This window comes from Amphritea atlantica, from assembly GCF_024347255.1.
GTDB lineage: Bacteria > Pseudomonadota > Gammaproteobacteria > Pseudomonadales > Balneatricaceae > Amphritea > Amphritea atlantica.
In genome coordinates this window covers 3,831,687-3,850,845 of record NZ_AP025284.1, presented here as the reverse complement: position 1 = coordinate 3,850,845, position 19,159 = coordinate 3,831,687, and the positions used below count along the sequence as shown (strand labels likewise).

Below are 19,159 nucleotides of genomic sequence, written 5' to 3'. Positions count from 1 at the left end.
AGTACGTATGTCCGTCGGTATTGATGAAATCAGCTTTTACACCTCCAACTATTTTCTGGATCTGAAAAACCTGGCGATGGTCCAGGAGATCGATCCTGACAAGTATTATCAGGGGATTGGGCAGGAAAAAATGGGAATGCCTGCTCCGGATGAAGATGTGGTGACGATGGCAGCCAATGCTGCTCTGCCTCTGGTAGAGCGGGTCGGGACTGATGCGATCAGCACCGTCATGTTTGCCACCGAGACCGGTATCGATCAGTCGAAATCTGCGGGTGTCTATGTCCACCGTTTACTGGGGCTGACATCCCGGTGTCGCGTGGTGGAGCTGAAACAGGCCTGCTACAGTGCCACCGCCGCGATTCAGATGGCCTGTGCTCTGGTTGCCCGTCAGCCAGAAAAAAAGGTGTTAGTGATCGCGTCTGATGTAGCGCGATATGATCTGGGAACCTCCGGCGAGGCGACTCAGGGATGCGGTGCGGTTGCCATGTTGATTGCCGCCAGTCCCCGTCTGGTGGAGCTCGATCCTGAGGTGGGTAACCACACCGAAGATGTGATGGACTTCTGGCGTCCCAATTACCGTTCTACTGCACTGGTGGATGGTAAATATTCCACCAAGATCTATCTGCAATCGCTGAAGCATGCCTGGGAGCATTTCTGCGAAGTCAGTTCGCTGGCCTTCAATGATTTCCAGCACTTCTGCTATCACCTGCCGTTTACCCGGATGGCTCAGAAAGCACACAAGCATCTGGCGCGGATCAATCGCAGCGCACTGTCCCCCGAACTGCTGGATCTGCAGGTTGAAGACACGCTGCTGTATAACCGTATTATCGGCAACAGCTATACCGCGTCCATGTATATCGGCCTGGCTTCACTGCTGGAAAACTGCAAACAAAATCTGGCGGGTAAACGGGTGGGCTTTTTCAGTTATGGTTCTGGTTCGGTTGCCGAGTTTTTTTCTGGAAAGATTGTCGCTGGCTATGAGAAATATCTGCACGGCGACAGACACCAGACGATGCTCGAAGCCCGTAGTGAAGTGTCCTATGAAGAGTATCTGGAACTGTATAACGACACCGACCCGGTGGATGGCGGTGTACACACCAAGACCGAAGGTACCACGGGACGTTTCCGTCTGGTGGGGATCTCTCATCATAAGCGTGAATATATCGCCTGCTAAGGGCGCTTCAGTTAAGGGCTCTGTTTCATGAAGGCGTGTGCCCCCGGTAAGCTGATTCTCAGTGGAGAACACTCGGCAGTCTATGGGGCACCAGCTATCGCCCTGGCGGTTAACCGCTATATCCATTGCCACAGTTCGCCCGCTGCCATTGATGGTCTGAGTCTGAGTTTGCCCGAAGCGGGCTGGCAGACACAGATCAGCTGGCCCGAGCTGCGCCAGCTGGCGGAGCATTTGAATCAGCGTTTTACACAGTTTGAGCAGGGCCTGCTGGGAGCCGGAGAGATTCTCGAAGCCCCCCATCAGCTTGCGCTTTATGCGCTCAGTCAATGCCTTAATAATGATGATCCTGCTGGCGGTTTAACGCTGGAGATCCGTTCTCAATTGCCGCTGGGGTCGGGGATGGGGTCCTCTGCCGCACTGGGTGCTGCTGTAACGGTCCTGGGGCAGACGCTTTTCTCACAACCACTTACAACCGCTCAGCTGTTTCAGCGGGTACGTTACTGCGAACGTCTCTGCCATGGGCGGGGCGGACTGATCGATGCGGCCACCGTCTCATACGGCGGTATGGTGCAGGTGGCTGCCGGTCAGGTTGAGCAACTGCCGGTCCGGTTGGGTGAGGGCTGGTACTATATTCATACCGGCATACCACGGGTGGGCACCGGGGAGTGTGTTGATGTTGTTCGCCGCCGCTTTGGTGAATCGGATCTGTGGCAGGTGTTTGCCGAACTTACCCGGCAACTGAGTGCGATCATCGTTAAAGGCGATGATCCACGGCAACTGATGCGGGAAAATCACCGTCTGCTGACCGCGATCGGTGTGGTACCGGAGCCGGTACAGCAGTTTATTCAGTCGCTGGAAAACCTGGGCGGAGCGGCCAAAGTGAGTGGTGCCGGTGCGGTATCCGGTGATTCGGCCGGAGCACTGATCGCCTATCTGCCAGGTGGCGACCTGACATCGCTTTGCCAGCAAAGCGGCTATAGTTTTATGGCGATAGAGGAAGATAGCGAGGGAGCCAGACTTGAAGATTAAGGTGACAGCACCGGGCAGCCTGATGCTGATGGGGGAGCACGCTGTACTGTTTGGTCAGCGGGCGCTGGCCTGTGCCGTGGATAAACGTATCGCTGTGACCCTGACCCCCAGAGCTGACCGCACCGTGACAATCGATTCGGCGCTGGCGCAGTACCGCTCAGAACTCGACCAGCTCCTACCTTCGACTGAACTCAGCTTTGTGCTGACCGCTATCCAGCGTCAGGCCGCCGTGCTTCCTGGCGGTTTTGATCTGCTGATTCAGACAGAGTTTTCCCACACCGTCGGACTGGGTTCTTCAGCCGCCGTTACCGCAGCAGTGGTAACGGCGTTACAGGCTTTTGCCGGCAAACCGTGCAGCGATCCGCTGATACTCTTTAAGGAAGCCCTCTCTGTGGTGCATCAGGTGCAGGATGGCCGGGGGTCCGGCACCGACCTGGTGGCTGCTGTCTATGGTGGTGTGGTGGGGTACACAGTGGCATTACCCGGTACCGAACCGCAGATTCGGGCACTGGGGGGGATTCCCCCGATCAGTCTGTTCTACGTCGGTTACAAGATGAAAACCCCGGATGTGCTGAAACGGGTTGAAGGGTTTGCAGCACAGGCGCCGCAGCTGTATACCGGGCTGTACCAGTTGATGGGGCAGACCGCAGAGCAGGCAGAGCAGGCGGTCGACAGAGCTGACTGGCCGCAGCTGGGACGGTTAATGAATATCTATCAGGGGCTGATGGACGCGCTGGGGGTGAATGACCGCAACCTGGCGGAGATTATTTATAGTCTGCGCAGCTCTCCTGAGGTGCTGGGGGCGAAAATTTCAGGATCAGGATTGGGGGACTGTGTACTGGCACTAGGCAATCCATCCGACTATCGTTTGACTTACGAACAAATACCTGTGGCGGTGTCTGCGGAGGGGGTGACGGTTGAATATCTCTAAACCGGTAAACAAACAGAGTGTGATTAATAACTATCTGCCGGCAACGGTTACGCCGGTGGCTGATAGTAGTGACACGCAGTTTGCACCCAGTAATATCGCCCTGTGTAAATACTGGGGCAAGCGGGATGCAGAGTTGAACCTGCCGGTAAACAGCAGCCTGTCGGTCTCGCTGGCGCATCTGGGCAGCAAAACCCGTATCTGCATCAGTGATACCGATCAGGTCTGGCTCAACGGTGCACAAGTGGCTGCCGGGGATAAGTTTGCCCGTAAGGTGATCGCTTTTATCGATCTGTTCCGTCGCGGCGCCGATCACTGTGTCAGGGTCGAAACTGAGAATAATATTCCCACTGCTGCGGGGTTGGCGTCATCTGCTTCCGGCTTTGCTGCCCTGATGCTGGCTGTCGACCAGTTCTACGGATTAAATCTGGAACCTTCGGTGCTGTCCGCCTTTGCCCGGATGGGGAGCGGCAGTGCCAGCCGTTCGCTCTATGAGGGGTTTGTGGAGTGGCAGATGGGGATTCGAGAAGATGGCATGGATAGTTTCGCGCTGCCATTAGATGTCAGTTGGCCGCAACTGCGAATTGGTCTGGTAAAGGTGAACACCGGAGAGAAAGCGGTTGATTCCCGTGCCGGCATGAACCGCACGGTTGAGACCGCCCATCTCTATCAGAGCTGGCCCTTGCAGGCCGCGGCCGATCTGGAACGTCTGCACCAGGCGATTGCCGACCAGAGTTTTACCCGACTGGGGGAGACCGCTGAACAGAACGCTCTGTCGATGCACGCCACGATGATCGCCTCCTGGCCGCCGCTGCTCTACTGGCAACCGGACTCCGTTGCCGCCATGCAGACGATCTGGCAGGCCCGTGCTGAAGGGCTGGAGCTTTACTTCACTATGGATGCCGGTCCCAATCTTAAACTGCTGTTTACCGCCGACGCTGAAACCGCAGTGAAACAGCGCTTTCCCGGTCTGGAAGTGATCAGACCGTTTGGCTGACACGGTGAAACTGCCAAACGCCGCTGCCGGCACAGCGCGTGAGGGGTTTATTCTCACCCGGCAGCAGTTTGATACACCGGAGGGGATCAGTTTCCAGTTCTGGCTGAAATCCGGCGAGAGTGTTTTTTCCGTTACCGTGCCTGGGCAGGAGGGGGTGTTTTTTGTCCTTGAAGAGGATCTCCCCCGGATTAAATCCCTGCTGGCGTCACAGCTTCCCCCCTCATCGCAGGACTCTCCGGGCTGGCGACTGCAGCCACTACAACTTAAAGACCTGCAGCAGCGTCCGGTTTACGGCCTTTACTGCCGTTCGCTGACAACCTATCGGCAACTGACCGATCTGCTGCAAACCTATGCTATCCCGATGATCGAAGAGGATATCCGTCCGGTCGACCGGTTTCTGATGGAGCGTTTTATTCAGGATAGCGCCCGGGTACGTGTCGGCGAGCATGGGGTGCAGTTGCAGCCTGCTGAGCTTCAGCCGACGCTGACAATGCTGTCGGTGGATATCGAAACCACCCTGCGCGCGGACCGGATCTTTTCCATCGGCCTCTATTCCGATCAGCTGAGTAAGGTGTTGATTGTTGGCGATGGCCCGAACGAACCCTGGCTGGAATATGTCAACGATGAACGAGCGCTGCTGCAGGCGTTTGTTCGTGAAGTGGAGCGTTGTGATCCGGATATCTATATCGGCTGGAATGTAGTTGGTTTTGACTTCCGGGTGCTGCAGGAACGGGCCAGACGCCTCCAGGTGCCGTTGAACCTGGGCCGTGATGGCAGTCGTATTCAGGTGATTGAATCAGCCAACGGTAAGTGGTTTTGTCGCATCGCCGGACGGGTGGTGTTGGATGGTATCGATACCCTCAAAGGTGCCACCTGGCAGTTCGAAAGCTTCTCTCTGGAATATGTGTCTAATCAGATGCTGAAGCGCGGCAAACTGCTGGGGCAACAGATGGATGAGGGCCTCAACCGGGGCGAAGAGATTCAGCAGGTCTATCGGGAAAATCCACGACAGCTGGCGGAGTACAATCTGGAAGACTGTAAGCTGGTGTGGGATATCTTCGAACACGCCCAGTTGCTGCATTATCTGATCGAGCGCAGCCGCCTGACCGGTCTGCCGCTGGATAAAGTGGGTGGTTCGGCGGCCGCGTTTGATAACCAGTATCTGCCCCGCCTGCACCGCAAAGGTTATGTGGCCCCGGTGTATGCCTCCGGTGAATCGCAGATGGGGGCGCCGGGGGGCTATGTGATGGAGTCCCGTCCGGGGCTCTATCATCAGGTGCTGGTGCTGGATTTTAAAAGCCTGTATCCGAGTATTATCCGCACCTTTATGGTGGACCCATACGCCCTGGCGCAGGGCACCGGTACGGAATGTCCCCCAGAGGACCTGGTGCCTGGTTTTAATCACGCGATCTTCTCCCGCAAAGAGGCGATTCTACCCGATATTATTGAACGCTTGTGGCAGGCGAGGGACCGGGCTAAAGCGGAAAAAAATGCGCCGCTGTCCCAGGCGATCAAGATCATCATGAACAGCTTCTACGGGGTGCTGGGCTCCAATGTGTGTCGTTTCTTTGATCAGCGTCTGGCCGGCTCGATTACCCTGCGTGGCCATGAGATTCTGACCCGCACTAAGGCGAAGATCGAGCAGCAGTTTGGTTACACCGTTATCTATGGTGACACCGATTCGGTGTTTGTCTGGCTGGGGGATGACTTTCCGGTGGAACAAGCACCGCAAGAGGGGCGTAAGCTGGAGCAGTTTCTTAATGGCTGGTGGCAGGACGAGGTGCAGCAGCGTTTTGGTTTACCCTGCCATCTGGAGCTGGAGTATGAAACTCACTACCGTCGTTTCCTGATGCCTACTATGCGTCATTCGGAGAAAGGCACCAAAAAACGTTATGCCGGTGTACGCCACTTTGATGATGGCCGGGAGGAGCTGATCTTTAAAGGGCTGGAATCCGTTCGCTCCGACTGGACACCGCTGGCCCGGCGGGTGCAGCGGGAACTGTACCGGCTGATCTTCAGCGATGCCGCTTATGCCGACTATCTCAAACAGGTTGTCAGTCAGTTGAAAGCGGGTGAGCTGGATGATGAGCTGGTATACCGTAAACGGCTGCGCCGGCCGCTGGATGAGTACAGTAAAAACCGGCCGCCCCATGTTCAGGCGGCGCAGAAAGCTCAGGACCGGTTTGCCCGGGAGGGAAAGAAGCGGCCCTTCACCGCCGGGATGTACATCGAGTATCTGATAACCGTGAACGGCCCGGAACCGCGGATGTTTGCCAGCTCTCCCATCGACTATCAGCACTATCTTGATCGTCAGCTGACACCGGTGGCGGACAGCATCCTGATGTTTCTGAACGATAGTTTCGAGGCGCTGTATGTCCCGCAGATCGATCTGTTTTAACGCTAGCGGTATCCCGCCTGCTGTAACAACACGATAGCCCGTTCCCGGTTGGCTCCGCTGGCTGACAGGTTGGCCGGGTCTTCGATAAAACGGCCCCGCCGGCCGACTTCGCGCACAGGATAGACCTGTCTGTTTACCGGGTACTCCAGACTCAGCCCGGCGTACAATGCCTGCGCCGGTTTTGTGGTCAGCCATTCCAGCAGGTCGATAGCCTGTTCTCTGTGCGGGGCATGGGCGGTGACCGCTGCACCGGTGATATCCACATGGACGCCGCTGCTATCCTGATCGGCCCAGAACAGTTTCAGAGGGGTGTCAGGGTGTTGATGCTGATAGCGGGCGAAGTAGTAGGCGTTGACGATACTGACATCGCAGATCTGCTGCTCCATCGCCGGGAATATCTGTGCATCCTCTGCAAACGGGCGTACCGCCAGGTTATCGACCCAGCCCTGCAGCATGGCCAGGGTTTTCTGTTCCCCCTCCCGGTTAATCAGCATCGCCACCAGGGATTGGGTATAGGGTTGTTGTGATGTCCGCAGGCAGAGGTTGCCCTGCCAGCGTTTATCCGCCAGATCAGCATAGCCCTGCAGCTCGGCTTTGTTCAGACTGGCACTGTTGTAGATCAGTGTCTGAGTGCGTTTGGCAAAGCCAAACCAATGGTTGTCAGGAGATCGCAGGTGCCCGGGAATATTGTCTTCCAGCGTGGTCGAGGCTACCGGCGCTGTCAGACCTTTATGCGCTGCCAGCCAGAGACTGGCGGCACCGGTGGTTAATAACAGGTCTGCCTGACTGTTGACCCCTTCCGCTTCCAGACGGGCGATCAGAGTGCTGGCGGGCGCCACCAGATAGCTTACCGTATTCCCGGTTTCGCGGGAGTACTGATCAAAAAGTGGTTTTAGGTAGCTGGCATTTTTTGTCGAATATACCAGTAGTTCGGCTGCCTGTGCCGGGGAAAACAGTGTTAGTGTCAGTATCAGGCTGAGAGCGCACAACAGATATTTCATGGATCGTTCACCTTTACAGAAAAACAGCGTCAGGAAGGGGTTGCCCACTGACGAAGCAGGTTGTGGTAAAGACCGCTTAAACGGACCGTTTCAGGGTGGGTTGCCCCCAGTTCGGCGGTGAGTGCCTGTACTGAGCTGTCCAGATTAAACAGCATTTCGCGCTGCTGGATATCTCTGACCATGCTCTGAATCCAGAAAAAAGAGGCTATCCGTACTCCGGCTGATACCGGTGATACCGAGTGCAGGCTGGTGGATGGATAGAGCACCATATCGCCGGCCGGAAGTTTGACCCTTTGCGGTCCATACTGTGTCTCAATGGTCAGTTCACCGCCCTTATATTCATCTGGCTCCGTCAGAAACAGGGTGGCGGACAGGTCGGTCCGCAATGTCAGATGGGTTGTGGGGATCTGCATCAGCGAACCATCAATATGTGCTCCATAGGTTTCATTTTCGCTGTAGCGGTTAAATTTGGGGGGGTAGATCCGGTCGGGCAGGGCCGCAGAGATGAAGGCCGGATGGCAGGACAGGGTCCTGAGAATATGGTGCCCCAGACTGATGGCGGGTTCCTGACTATCGTCCAGTTGCTGGTTATGCTTTACGTTTCTGGCGAGTGAACCGGCGGTATTGGCGCCGCTTTGCCAGTCTGCACGGTCAAGGTGCTCTCTGAACTGTTGTACTTCGTTGGCCTGTAATACTTTGGCAATTGTGATCAGCATGTGAACCTCCTTAAAAGGGTTTCTGCAGTTCTGTGGCCCTGATATCGGCAAGGGCGGCGCAACCGCTCATCGCCATGCAGAGTTCCAGCTCTTCGCGCAGCAGTTTGATCATGTGGGCTACACCTAATGCCCCCGCGACGCTGAGGGCATAGAGTTGCAGGCGACCGATCAGTACCGCATCTGCGCCCAGGGCGATCGCTTTAAAAACATCGCTGCCGCTGCGGATACCACTGTCGAATAACAGCGGATACTGATCCCCCACCATCGCGCGTATAGCCGGCAATACTGAGAGGCTGGCTGGCGCCCCGTCCAGGGTACGTCCACCATGGTTGGAGACGATCATCGCGGCAGCACCTGATTGTTGCAGTTGCCCGGCATCCTCAGGATGTAATACACCTTTGATAATCACTGGTACCGGACTCTCATCGATCAGTTGCTGCAATTGTTGCAGTGTGGGAGCGTTATCCCGACGGCTGCGAAATATCCGGCTTTCACTGCTGTTGTGTTGCCGGGGCGTGTCAGAAACCGGGTCAACCAGGTTGGCGGCTTTAACCGTTTCGGGGCGCTTGAATCCCGCCCGGACGGCACGGAGACTGGGGGTCTGTATCGCCGCATCGAGGGTAACTACAATGGCCTGATAGCCGGCAGCAATGGCCCGCTGAATCAACGCATTGGTGTCTTCCTGACGGGGTTGAAAATAGAGTTGGAACCAGCGTTCAGCGGTGCTTCTTTGCGCAATCCGTTCCAGAGTAACCGAGGCAAGTGTACTGGCCAGCATGCAGGTATCGGTTGATTCTGCCGCATAGGCGGTGGCCAGCTCCCCCTGCGGGTGCACCAGCGTCTGATAGGCAACCGGCGCCAGCAATAGTGGATGCTGGAACTGTTTGCCAAACAGTTGTATTCCGGTAGTGGCGTTTTCGGGGGCGGGCATCACTCTCGGCGTAATCGCCCAGCGATGAAATGCCTTTTCATTGTTACGCAGGGTTATATCCTGGCCGCTGCCACCGCTGATATAGGCCAGAATATCCGCGGGGATAAATGTCTGAGCCAGCGATACATAGTCTCTGGCACAGGCTATCTCTGCCGGAATGTAGTCCAGAGGTGAAAGGGGCGTTGTATGAGTGTTCATTGTTTGCCTGAGATCTGAATGCAGGGCAGCCGTTATGGCTGCCCTGTAATGGGTTTTATCAACGGTTCAGAAACTGTACTCCATGGTGAGTTGTGCGTTTCGTTTGTCGCCGATGTAGGTAAATGACCCCGAGCGATAAGCGGCCAGATAGTAGTCTTTGTTGAACAGGTTGCCGACATTGAGACGGAACTTCAGATCGCGATTGACCTGATAACTGGCGAAGGCATCAAATACCGTATACTCCGGTACGCCGAGGTCTTCATTGGCTGCGGTATCCGGCTGGCCAGTATAGCGGGCGCTTTCATAGGTGGCTGAGCCTCCCAGAGCAAAGGCGGGTGTTGCCTGGTATTTCAGCAGCAGTGAGGCCGATTTATCGGCAAAGTTGGCCAGGGTTTTACCGACATTGTCGGCGTTGACTGATTCCAGCACTTCGGCGTTCATAACCGCCAGCCCGGCCTGCACGCTGAGGCGTTCGGTCAGATTACCTGCCAGCCCCAGCTCAATGCCTTCAACCCGGTTTTTTCCGGTGTTTAAAGAGCCTTCAGTGCTGTAAGAGTCGCCGGTAGGCTGTTCCATAACATCATTTTTCGTGATCTGGAACAGTGCCGCTGTCGCCAGTAACCGGTCATCCTGCAAACGCCATTTGGTACCCAGCTCCCAGCTTTGGGTGCGTTCCGGATCACCCAGCTGTGGGTCACTGGCATCAACGCAGATCCCGCCATAGCCGCAGCTGGTGCCGACATCCGATTCACCGCCATTCAGGTTGGTTGCCGTCGAGAAACTGGCATAGATGTTGGCGCGCGGGGTGATGTCATAACTGGCCCCCATATGGCCATTCCAGTAACCACCTTTATCGGTGAAGTCATGCGGAGCACTGGGCAGTGGCCCGCTACGTCCGTCAGGGTCGAAATTGGCGGTGGTTTTATAGTCATAGTAGTCATGACGGATACCGCCAAACAGGGTCCATCTATCGGTCAGATCAACGGTATCCATCAATGACAGGGAGAGGGTTTCAACATTCCAGTCGGAATCCGCATCGCCGCGGGTAATATCCCGTTGCATCAGATGGTTGACTCCGGCTACGGTGTTACCGTCGGCATCAGTGATACAGTAACTTTCGCCCACACCACTCCTGCCAACAGTGAAACAGTTGGCGGAACCAGATGATGATGTATTGTAGACACCGTTGAGCACACTCTGATTACTGTATTCTGCGCCGATTACCAGCTCATGATCCAGTCCGCCGATCTCCTGTGTTGTCAGCAGGTTCAGCTGGTTGGCGAAGTACTCAACTTCCTGCCAACCCTGATGGGTACTCAGGCTTGCAGAGGTATATCCATTGGCATCATTAGTGGCATCGGTCAGGGTTGAATAGGCGGTTGTGCCCCTGGCACCAGTGGTGATATAGCCATTATCTGTGGTGCCATAACGGGTCAGGTTGACGATACGGGTTTGAGGGTTGATCTCATATCCCATTCGTACAGTGAACGTATCCACCTGTGACTCGAGGAAGTCCTCATCCTGCACATAGGCGGGTATATTTCTGACCACTTTACCGCTGGAACGGTCGATATAGGTGCCAAGGTCCGGACTGTCGTTACCTTCGAAGTGATAATAGTCGGCGGTCATTTCCAACTGATCGGTAAACTGATGGGACAGTGACAGCGCCGCGCCGATCCGCTCTCTGTCGGCGGGAGATCGTTCCGGAACATCCTCCTGGGCATCCAGAATATTGGCGCGCAGTGCGGTGTCGTAATCGATAACCTGGTTGGTGTCGAGGGTCAGCCGGTGGTAGTTATCGGTGCCGATACCGGCCGACAGTTTGGTAAAGTCATATTCGGTGCTGGCCCGTTTCGTCGCGGAGTTGACGGCACCGCCGGTGGTTCCCCGACCGGCAAAAGAGGAGCTGGGCCCCTTGCTGATTTCCACCTGTTCTACGGCAAAACTCTCCCGCACGGTCATTCCCGGATCTCGCAGACCATCGATAAAGATATCGCTGCGGGCTTCGTGGCCTCGAATGATATAGCGATCACCGAAGGCATTGCCGTTTTCTCCGGTCCCCAGAGTAATACCCGGCTGTCCATCAAGAATCTCCCGCAGATCGCTCCGGCCAGAGTCTGATATCTCAGCGGCGGTCAGTACGGTAATGGTCTGCGGGGTTTCAGCCAGTGAACGGGTTCTGCGTGGGTCGGATACACGGTCTGCCAGATAGGGAGCGCCGGGCACTGCATACGGGTTGGTATCCGGTGTCAGCGATTCTTCAATCTTCAGTTTATCCAGCGCGATGCTGGTTTCATCCGCGGTTGCCGCGCTGGCCATTAATGCACCTGAAATTGCCAGTGCCAGAGTACCGGGGGCAAAGCCCGCCGTTCTGTTTTTCCTTTGGGTGTGTGCTGGCGTAGAAACCATCGTTATGTTGTCCATCGGTGTTCCTTAAAACAGTTTTCGTGTTGGATTAAGTGAAAATTCAACCGGAAGGGTCAGTTCTAAATGATCGCTGCTGAGTTCATCGGGAACTGCGGCAAAGGGGCTGGCGCGAACCAGCATCTCTACGGCCTCCTGATCCAGACGAGCGTCACCGGAGCTATTAACCACTGCAGCGGATTCAACCCTGCCGCTTTTCCGGATAACGAATTTCACGAGAACTACCCCGGTGACGCCATCCTTTCTGGCGCTGCGGGGATAGCGTTTGAAGCGTGTGATTCTGGCCATGACCCGGGTCAGATAACTCTGCCGGGCGGCGGGATTGCCACCTGTTTCTGCACGCTCCCCCACACCTGTTGCTCTTGTTGCTGACTGAGAGGGCCGCTGTTCTGATTCAGGGGATGCTTCAGAACGGTCCGGCACTGACTCGGGTACTGTTTGTTGTTTTTGTGCTGGCTTCGGCTCAGTTTTTGGCACAGGCTTCGGCACAGATTTTGGTTCGGGTTCGGGTTCGGGTTCGGGTTCGGGTTCGGGTTCGGGTTCGGGTTCGGGTTCGGGTTTGGGTTTGGGTTCAGGTTTGGTTTGCGGTGTCGGTTGTTGCCGGGCTTCCTCTGTAGTGGTCTGTTCCGGTCGTTGCGTGTCTTCGGTGCTCTGTTTCGTGTTGTTGCTCTGCTCAGGTGTTGCCATAAAGCTGCCTGCAAGCCCGACACTCACCTGCAGCCCGTCCTGGCCTTCTGCGATGGCGCCCTCGGTCGCCATCGGCACCACCCAGATCATCAGGGCACCCAGATGCACAACGGTGGCGGCGGTAATACTGAAGATCATCTGTCGGCGGGTGATCATAAGGTGTGCTCTGTGGCTATCTGAAGCGCTTTAATGCCATGTTTCTGAACCGCCAGAATAATGGGGTCCAGCGCAGAGGAGGGCAGATCGCGATGGATATGACAGATCACCACGGTTTGTGGAGAAAGCCTCAGTTCCGCCATAGTGGATTGCAGATCTTTGTCGATGCTCTGGCCGTTGATCCGGTAGTCACCGGAGGCAGAGACTTTAATTTCCAGTTCTCCTGGGCTGAGTTCAGTGTCACTGCTGGAGGCGGGAATGTGAAGTTGCTCATCCCTGGTTTCGATATGGCCTGCCAGCATGAAAAAAATCAGTAACAGAAAGACGATGTTGATCGCCGGAATCATGCTGTTATCCAGGTTACTTCGCTGTGAGACAGGTTGCTGAGTCGCGACAATTTTCATTCAGACACCGATGGGCTCAGATCAAGTTGTACGATCCCCGCCGCCCGCAGGCTATCGATTATATGGATCGTCTGCTGAACCCGGACGGTGGGGTGTGCAGCCAGAGTGACGGCTCCATCTGCGTTGGCGATGGCGCTGAGTTGTTGCGAGAACGTGGTTGAATCCACGGTGTAAATCGTGCCGTTCAGGTCAGCTCTGTTTTCAGTGAGTAGCAGCAACCGGTTAACCTCTGTCATCAGGTTCTGGGTGCCCGGCGATGTGGCTTCAAGCTCCAGTTGCCGGGTTTTGCTAAACGTGGAAGACAGCATAAAAAACAGCAGCAGGATAAACACCACATCGATCAATGGCGTCAGGCTGATGCTCTGTGAGGCCCGTGGTGTTATCTCAAGCAGCACGACTATGCTCCTGCAGCGACACGGTTTTTGCTTCACTCTGCACTAATGGGCAGGTGAACACCTGTGTGACAGAGTCGTTGATCAACATGGCGCAGCGTTCAGCCTTGCGTTCTAAAACGCTATGCGCTGTTGCTACTGGAATGGCGACTGCCAGGCCAACGGCGGTGGTTAGCAGTGCCTGCCAGATCCCTCCGGACAGGACAGCGGGGTTGACGTTGCTGCCAGCCGCTTCCATCTGCTGAAAGGCAGCAATCATTCCGAGCACCGTACCCATCAGACCCAGCAGGGGACTGAGGCTGGCGATCACTTCCAGTGGCCGGAGCAAGGCCCTGAGCTGGTTAACCAGATGACTGGCCTGTCGGGACAGCTCTTCCTGCAGTAACTGGTTATCCTGTTGCTGTGTAATACCCTGCATCGCATAGCGGATAATTCCCGATACCGGTCGTTGTGAGTGGAGTGCTTGCATGGCTCCTGCCGGGTCATGGCTGCGCCACTTATTCAGACTTGCGGAGATGTCGCGACAGCTTTCCGGTTTAATAACGGCAAACTGCCAGAGCTTGATAAAGATAATGCTGAGGGAGAACACCGAGAGTGCCATCAGTATCCAGACCACCGGCCCACCAATCTCAATTATCCTGAAAAGCTGATCAGTACTGGCGCTTAAACTATCACTGTCGATTAGCTGTTGGGACAGATCATTAGCATTGATGCTATCGACAGCTGCTGAATGGATCACAGGTTGTTGCGGGATGTCGACCATCCCCGGGTCGGTCGCCTGAGCGTTTGGGGCTGGATGTAGCTCTGATGGTGAGCTCTGTTCAAAAGAGAGGCTGTCTGAGGCTTTCATTATAAACCTTAATCTTAATGCTACTGAGAATGATTCGCATTATAGTTTTGTAAAGTTTAATGTTTCAAGCTCTTTTGTGAAAAATATTCATATTGGAAGTGCAGCAAGGTTGCCGAGACAGGCTAACGTGTCTGACTCAGGGGAGGTCATATGGATGGCACAGTGGCGATCCATACCAGTTTTAAATGTGCCTAAAAATAAGCAATCTGTTGGTATCGTCTATAAATTGTGATGATGTGTATAAGTTTTACCCATGGTGTTTCACTAAAACTTCACTGTGATGTGCTGATCAATCTCCGATAATAACGCCCGTTGAAAACCTTCAGAGAGTGCTCTGATGTTGCGGGAGTGAATATGAATCAACCACAAAAGAATCCTCAGCCCTGGCTGCTAACCCCCGGTCCCATCAACACCAGCATGGTCGTTAAACAGGCGATGTTGCACGACTGGGGCTCCTGGGACGGTGACTTTCGGGCGCTGACCAAAGCGGTCTGTGATCAGTTGATAAGTTTTGTTGATGATCAGGATGCCTTTGTCTGTGTACCGGTGCAGGGCAGTGGCACCTTTGCTGTAGAAGCAACGCTGGGCACTCTGATCCCCCGGCAGGGTAAAGCGCTGGTGCTGGTTAATGGCGCTTATGGTCAGCGGATGACGAAAATTCTCGACTATATGGCCCGTGACTATGTTGTTCTGGATAAAGGCGATTATGAACCTCCCCGTGGGGCAGAGGTGGCCGCTATTCTTGAGCAGGACCGGGGGATAACCCATGTATTGCTGGTGCACTGTGAAACCAGTTCGGGCATTCTTAATCCTGTCGCGGAGATCGCTGAAGTGGTTGAGCAGCATGGCCGGGGACTGATCATCGACTCGATGAGTGCCTTTGGCGCAATCGACATCCATAGCAGCCGGGTTCGCTTCGACGCCATTATCTCCTCCGCCAATAAATGTTTTGAAGGGGTGCCAGGGTTTGGTTTTGCGCTGATCCGTAAAACGGTGCTTCAGCACTGTGCCACCCATGCGCACTCGCTGAGTCTGGACCTGTACGATCAGTGGCAGTATCTGGAGAAAACAGGTCAGTGGCGCTTTACTCCGCCAACGCATGTGGTAGCGGCCTTTATTCAGGCGTTGAAAGAGCACCAGCAGGAGGGTGGCGTTGCTGGTCGTTTTGTCCGCTATCGGCGTAATCAGCAACGGCTGGTGGCGGGGATGCGCCAGCTTGGATTTAAAACCCTGCTGGCGGATGAATGGTTATCCCCCATCATTGTCACCTTTTTTGCACCAGGGCATACAAATTTCAGCTTTCAGCGTTTCTACGATCTGCTAAAAGCCCGTCACTACATTATCTATCCGGGCAAACTGACCCAGGCCGAAAGTTTCCGGCTGGGCTGCATTGGCCAGCTGTTTGATGAGCAGATCGATGGTCTGCTGGAGGCAGTGTCTGCGGTGCTCGATGAGATGCAGATCGATGATGGCAATCCAAACCCTTAACTTGATGTTGGCGGGTCGAAATGACTGCCGGGAGAGAACAATGCACCGTTACGAAGGTCAATATAGCGGAACAGACGCAAGGTCTTTACAAGCGATTATTATGGATTGGGCAGGCACTACCGTCGACTTTGGTTCGATGGCACCGATTCGTGCATTTCAGGGGCTGTTTGCCTGTCAGGGCGTGCCCATCTCTGAAACTGAAGCCCGGGGACCGATGGGCACCGAGAAACGGGAACATATCCGCCAGCTGTGTAACCATCCGCGTATCCGCGCGGCCTGGCTTGAGGCGAAGGGCGAAATACCGACGGAAGCCGATATCGACCGTATGTATAACGAGTTTGTGCCTCTGCAGATCGCCGCCATTGCCGAAACCGCAGTGCTGATTCCCGGGCTGACAGAGGTTGTCGCCTGGGCTGAAACGCATGGCATCAAGATCGGAGCCAATACCGGCTATGCCGATATTATGATTGAGGGCTTGCTGGCGCGTGCTTCGGAGCAGGGCTATTCACCACAGTCGAATGTCTGTGCTACACAGGTGCCTAAAGGCCGTCCCTATCCCTATATGGCGATGATGAACGCGATTGAACTGGGAGTAAAAAATCTCGCCGCTTGCGTCAAGATCGACGATACCCTTACCGGTATCGATGAAGGCCTGAACGCCGGTATGTGGACGGTTGGCGTGGCGATCAGCGGCAACGAAGTGGGTATGAGTCTGGAACAGTGGAGTGCACTCACTGAAGACCAGCGGGAGACGTTGCGTACTAAAGCCTATGACCGCTTCAACCGTGCCGGTGCCCACTATGTGATCGACAGCATCGCTGATCTGATTCCGGTGCTGGAAGAGATCGAAATCCGTCTGGTGGCCGGAGAAAAGCCCTGATCTCTGCTTTTTCTCGGTGTCCTCAGTGTTCTCTGTGGTTTATCGCTTTTAGGTAAAAATCGGAAGAGATGATTACCACAGAGGACACAGAGATCACTGAGAAAAGATGTATTACACTGTTTGTTTCGCTTTATAAGCTCGCCATAGCAGCGTTAGCGGCAGTAGCACTTCTCCGGGAAAGGTATATTGGGCGATCAGATAACGGTCAGTGGCAAACGCGAAGAATGTGACCGTGTCGAGGCAGTAACCGATCCCGGCAATAATCAGTAACACGCCGATGATTTTTGGCAGGAACCCGCAGCGGTACACCAGATAGCCCATCGGTATTAACCACAGTCCCCAGAAGATATGCGCGATCATGATACCCTGCCGGTGTAGCTCCAGCAGGAACAGGGTGAGCGCATTCAGTTGTTGTGGGTTGAATACTCCACGGAGCAGGTCGGACTCAGGTAGCAGCAGCGCGGTGATATGGCTGAGTTCATTGAGCAGCGCAATGGGGATGGTGACCAGTGTGAACAGCACCATAAACCGGGCAGCGATCACGCCATAAGGACGCAGCAGATAATAGAGTGCGATCACCAGAAACAGCTGGGTAAGCTGAATCGCGAAAGCGCAGAGAATGCTCAGCCGTATTGTGGTTGCGTGATCGGTAAGATTCGCGAGCGTTGCGCTGTTATCGCCGGCAACCGTAATAAACTCCGGGATATACATAATGCCAAATACCCCCATCGGAATCAGCAGCAGATAGAGGCAGCCCGCCAGACGAGCCAGACGGATTTCGTTTACGGTGTTCATTGTCATGATCCAATTTAAGGGAATATTTAATGTTGGGATCAGTTTATCTGCGTATTTATGCAGGCTAAATCGGCAAAAAACGTCTACTATTTATGCATATTTGTATAGGTTGTTGTAGGGGGGAATGGTGTGGACTGGAAAACAGTGAATTTTGACTGGAACAGAGCGCGGGCATTTCTGGTCACCGTGGAAGAGGGGTCTTTGTCAGCCGGTGCGCGTGCCCTTGGGCTGACGCAGCCGACACTGGGAAGACAGGTGGCGGCGCTGGAGTCTGAGTTAGGCGTTACACTGTTTGAGCGGGTGGGGCAGGGCCTGAAGCTGACGGACGCCGGACTCGGACTGGTAGCTCATGTGCAGGCGATGGGCGAGGCTGCCAGCCGCTTATCACTGGCGGCATCGGGTCAGTCGCAAACCCTGCAGGGCACGGTGACCGTCGCCGTGAGCGAACTCGAAGCGGTGTTTCTGCTGCCTGAGGTGATCGAACGGGTACGTAGCGAGTTGCCGGGTATCACGCTGAATCTGCAAGTGTCCCATGAGGTGGCTAATCTGAAACAGCGGGAGGCGGATATCGCCCTGCGAAGTTTTCGTCCCACGCAACCGGATCTGATTGTGCGCAAATTGCGGGAAGACCCTATCTGGCTATACGGCACAGCAAAATACCTGGCACCCTATAGCGGCGTTACCTCTGTCCATCAGTTAAACAATATCCAGATCATCGGTTTTGAACAGAACCACCGGTTACAGGAGTTGCTCAACAGCACTGGTCATGGCTGGTCGCTTTCCGCTGAGAACATCAGGGTGACAACCCTGTCACAACTGCTGCAATGGGAGTTGGTGAAACGGCACCTGGGATTAGGATTGTTTCCTCAGCCAATCGGTGATAGGGAACCCGCGTTCGTACGCGCATTTGAATCATTCGGGCCGCCGATGGTGCTGCCCCTGTGGCTGGTCTGTCATCGTGAACTGCATACCAGCCTGCGGGTCAGAAAGGTGTTTGATCTGTTAGCCGAGATGCTGTCCAGCTGAAATGTCTGAGATTCATTACAGTTGTGTTAATCGTTACAGCGCTAATCACCGCGCATTTATTCTCATTTTTCCCAGAGCAAAAACAAGTGTGACAACGCCTGCTAAGAACATGTAATTACTCAATATTTAGCATTTGCACAAAAGATAAATATCTATATATCCTCTTTTAATTTAAGTAATTAACAGAATATTAATAATAAGTCATAAGATAATTGTTGCACTGCAGCATGGCGCACTGTACCATCACTCCATCGACTAAAATCCTAATATAGGTATACATCATGTTCCAGACTATTCCTGCTGCTGACTTCTCTGCTTTTGGCGCTCCTGTTCAGAAGCTGATCGAACTAAACACAGCGACCTTTACTAAGGCATTCGAAGCTCAGAAAGCTGCGATTGAACAACAGATTGCTCAGGCTCAGGCTGATTTCAAAGCCTTCGCTGAAATTAAAGATGTTGAAGCTTTCACCTCTTTTGTGACTTACAAGTCTGAAGAAGCTAAGGCTAAGCTTGAAGCGCTTCAGGCTGAAGCACTGGCTGCAACTGAAAGCACCAAAGCTTACTTTGCTGAAGTTCAGGCTATCCTGACGGCTGGTCAGAAAGCTGCTGCTCCTGCTCCTGTTGCTAAAGCGCCGGCCAAAGCACCTGCTAAAGCCGCTGAATAATCTAAGCTGTTTTTAAAAAG

18 protein-coding genes are annotated in these 19,159 nt (G+C 54.5%); 9 read left to right on the top strand and 9 right to left on the bottom strand.

What is annotated here, in order from left to right:
- Window positions 1–7 precede the first annotated feature (7 nt).
- From OCU43_RS17780 to OCU43_RS17760, 5 genes are read left to right on the top strand one after another with little or no spacing between them, the layout of a single operon-like run.
- The gene (locus OCU43_RS17780; RefSeq protein WP_091357446.1) at window positions 8–1,174 is read left to right on the top strand and encodes a hydroxymethylglutaryl-CoA synthase; all 1,167 of its coding nucleotides are present in this window, start codon (window positions 8–10) and stop codon (window positions 1,172–1,174) included.
- A 27-nt stretch (window positions 1,175–1,201) separates the two neighbouring features.
- Entirely contained in the window at window positions 1,202–2,203 is a 1,002-nt protein-coding gene (locus OCU43_RS17775; protein WP_091357444.1) for a mevalonate kinase family protein, read from the top strand.
- On the top strand, window positions 2,193–3,134 hold the full coding sequence (locus tag OCU43_RS17770; protein ID WP_245756553.1) for a mevalonate kinase family protein: 942 nt from the start codon (window positions 2,193–2,195) through the stop codon (window positions 3,132–3,134). Before OCU43_RS17775 ends, OCU43_RS17770 begins: the two co-directional genes overlap by 11 nt.
- Window positions 3,121–4,128 (top strand): diphosphomevalonate decarboxylase, encoded by a 1,008-nt coding sequence (mvaD, locus tag OCU43_RS17765; RefSeq protein ID WP_338024073.1) that lies wholly within the window; start codon window positions 3,121–3,123, stop codon window positions 4,126–4,128. Before OCU43_RS17770 ends, mvaD begins: the two co-directional genes overlap by 14 nt.
- Window positions 4,129–4,132: 4 nt before the next feature.
- Window positions 4,133–6,526, top strand: a complete 2,394-nt coding sequence (locus tag OCU43_RS17760; RefSeq protein ID WP_245756552.1) for a DNA polymerase II — start codon at window positions 4,133–4,135, stop codon at window positions 6,524–6,526.
- A 2-nt stretch (window positions 6,527–6,528) separates the two neighbouring features.
- Here OCU43_RS17760 and OCU43_RS17755 read toward each other — a convergent pair whose 3' ends face one another.
- The 8 genes from OCU43_RS17755 to OCU43_RS17720 form a co-directional block, all read right to left on the bottom strand.
- On the bottom strand, window positions 6,529–7,527 hold the full coding sequence (locus OCU43_RS17755; protein ID WP_091357440.1) for an extracellular solute-binding protein: 999 nt from the start codon (window positions 7,525–7,527) through the stop codon (window positions 6,529–6,531).
- 29 nt (window positions 7,528–7,556) lie between these two features.
- Window positions 7,557–8,243: a Fe2+-dependent dioxygenase gene (locus OCU43_RS17750; protein WP_091357438.1), complete on the bottom strand. Its 687-nt coding sequence runs from the start codon at window positions 8,241–8,243 to the stop codon at window positions 7,557–7,559.
- 10 nt (window positions 8,244–8,253) lie between these two features.
- Window positions 8,254–9,372 (bottom strand): alpha-hydroxy acid oxidase, encoded by a 1,119-nt coding sequence (locus tag OCU43_RS17745; RefSeq protein ID WP_091357436.1) that lies wholly within the window; start codon window positions 9,370–9,372, stop codon window positions 8,254–8,256.
- A gap of 66 nt (window positions 9,373–9,438) precedes the next feature.
- Entirely contained in the window at window positions 9,439–11,796 is a 2,358-nt protein-coding gene (locus OCU43_RS17740; RefSeq protein WP_217647422.1) for a TonB-dependent receptor, read from the bottom strand.
- Window positions 11,797–11,805: 9 nt separating this feature from the next.
- A complete protein-coding gene (locus OCU43_RS17735) occupies window positions 11,806–12,639 on the bottom strand; it encodes an energy transducer TonB (protein ID WP_175483504.1) in 834 nt (277 codons plus the stop codon).
- On the bottom strand, window positions 12,636–13,043 hold the full coding sequence (locus tag OCU43_RS17730) for an ExbD/TolR family protein (RefSeq protein ID WP_091357432.1): 408 nt from the start codon (window positions 13,041–13,043) through the stop codon (window positions 12,636–12,638). Before OCU43_RS17730 ends, OCU43_RS17735 begins: the two co-directional genes overlap by 4 nt.
- Window positions 13,040–13,438: an ExbD/TolR family protein gene (locus OCU43_RS17725; protein ID WP_175483503.1), complete on the bottom strand. Its 399-nt coding sequence runs from the start codon at window positions 13,436–13,438 to the stop codon at window positions 13,040–13,042. The genes OCU43_RS17730 and OCU43_RS17725 overlap by 4 nt, the downstream gene beginning before the upstream one ends.
- Window positions 13,428–14,285 carry a MotA/TolQ/ExbB proton channel family protein gene (locus OCU43_RS17720; RefSeq protein WP_245756551.1) on the bottom strand — a complete coding sequence of 286 codons (858 nt, stop codon included), beginning with the start codon at window positions 14,283–14,285 and terminating at the stop codon, window positions 13,428–13,430. The genes OCU43_RS17725 and OCU43_RS17720 overlap by 11 nt, the downstream gene beginning before the upstream one ends.
- Before the next feature lie 354 nt (window positions 14,286–14,639).
- Here OCU43_RS17720 and OCU43_RS17715 point away from each other — a divergent pair, with 354 nt between their 5' ends.
- Window positions 14,640–15,773 (top strand): 2-aminoethylphosphonate--pyruvate transaminase, encoded by a 1,134-nt coding sequence (locus tag OCU43_RS17715; protein WP_091357428.1) that lies wholly within the window; start codon window positions 14,640–14,642, stop codon window positions 15,771–15,773.
- A gap of 40 nt (window positions 15,774–15,813) precedes the next feature.
- Window positions 15,814–16,653 (top strand): phosphonoacetaldehyde hydrolase, encoded by an 840-nt coding sequence (gene phnX, locus OCU43_RS17710; RefSeq protein ID WP_091357426.1) that lies wholly within the window; start codon window positions 15,814–15,816, stop codon window positions 16,651–16,653.
- A gap of 111 nt (window positions 16,654–16,764) precedes the next feature.
- Here phnX and OCU43_RS17705 read toward each other — a convergent pair whose 3' ends face one another.
- Complete coding sequence (locus OCU43_RS17705) at window positions 16,765–17,448, bottom strand: DUF4386 domain-containing protein (RefSeq protein WP_175483502.1); 684 nt, start codon at window positions 17,446–17,448, stop codon at window positions 16,765–16,767.
- Window positions 17,449–17,577: 129 nt separating this feature from the next.
- On the opposite strand from OCU43_RS17705, the gene OCU43_RS17700 reads away from it, so the two are divergent.
- The gene (locus tag OCU43_RS17700; RefSeq protein ID WP_091357421.1) at window positions 17,578–18,474 is read left to right on the top strand and encodes a LysR family transcriptional regulator; all 897 of its coding nucleotides are present in this window, start codon (window positions 17,578–17,580) and stop codon (window positions 18,472–18,474) included.
- A 281-nt stretch (window positions 18,475–18,755) separates the two neighbouring features.
- Window positions 18,756–19,139, top strand: a complete 384-nt coding sequence (locus OCU43_RS17695; RefSeq protein WP_091357420.1) for a hypothetical protein — start codon at window positions 18,756–18,758, stop codon at window positions 19,137–19,139.
- Window positions 19,140–19,159 lie beyond the last annotated feature (20 nt).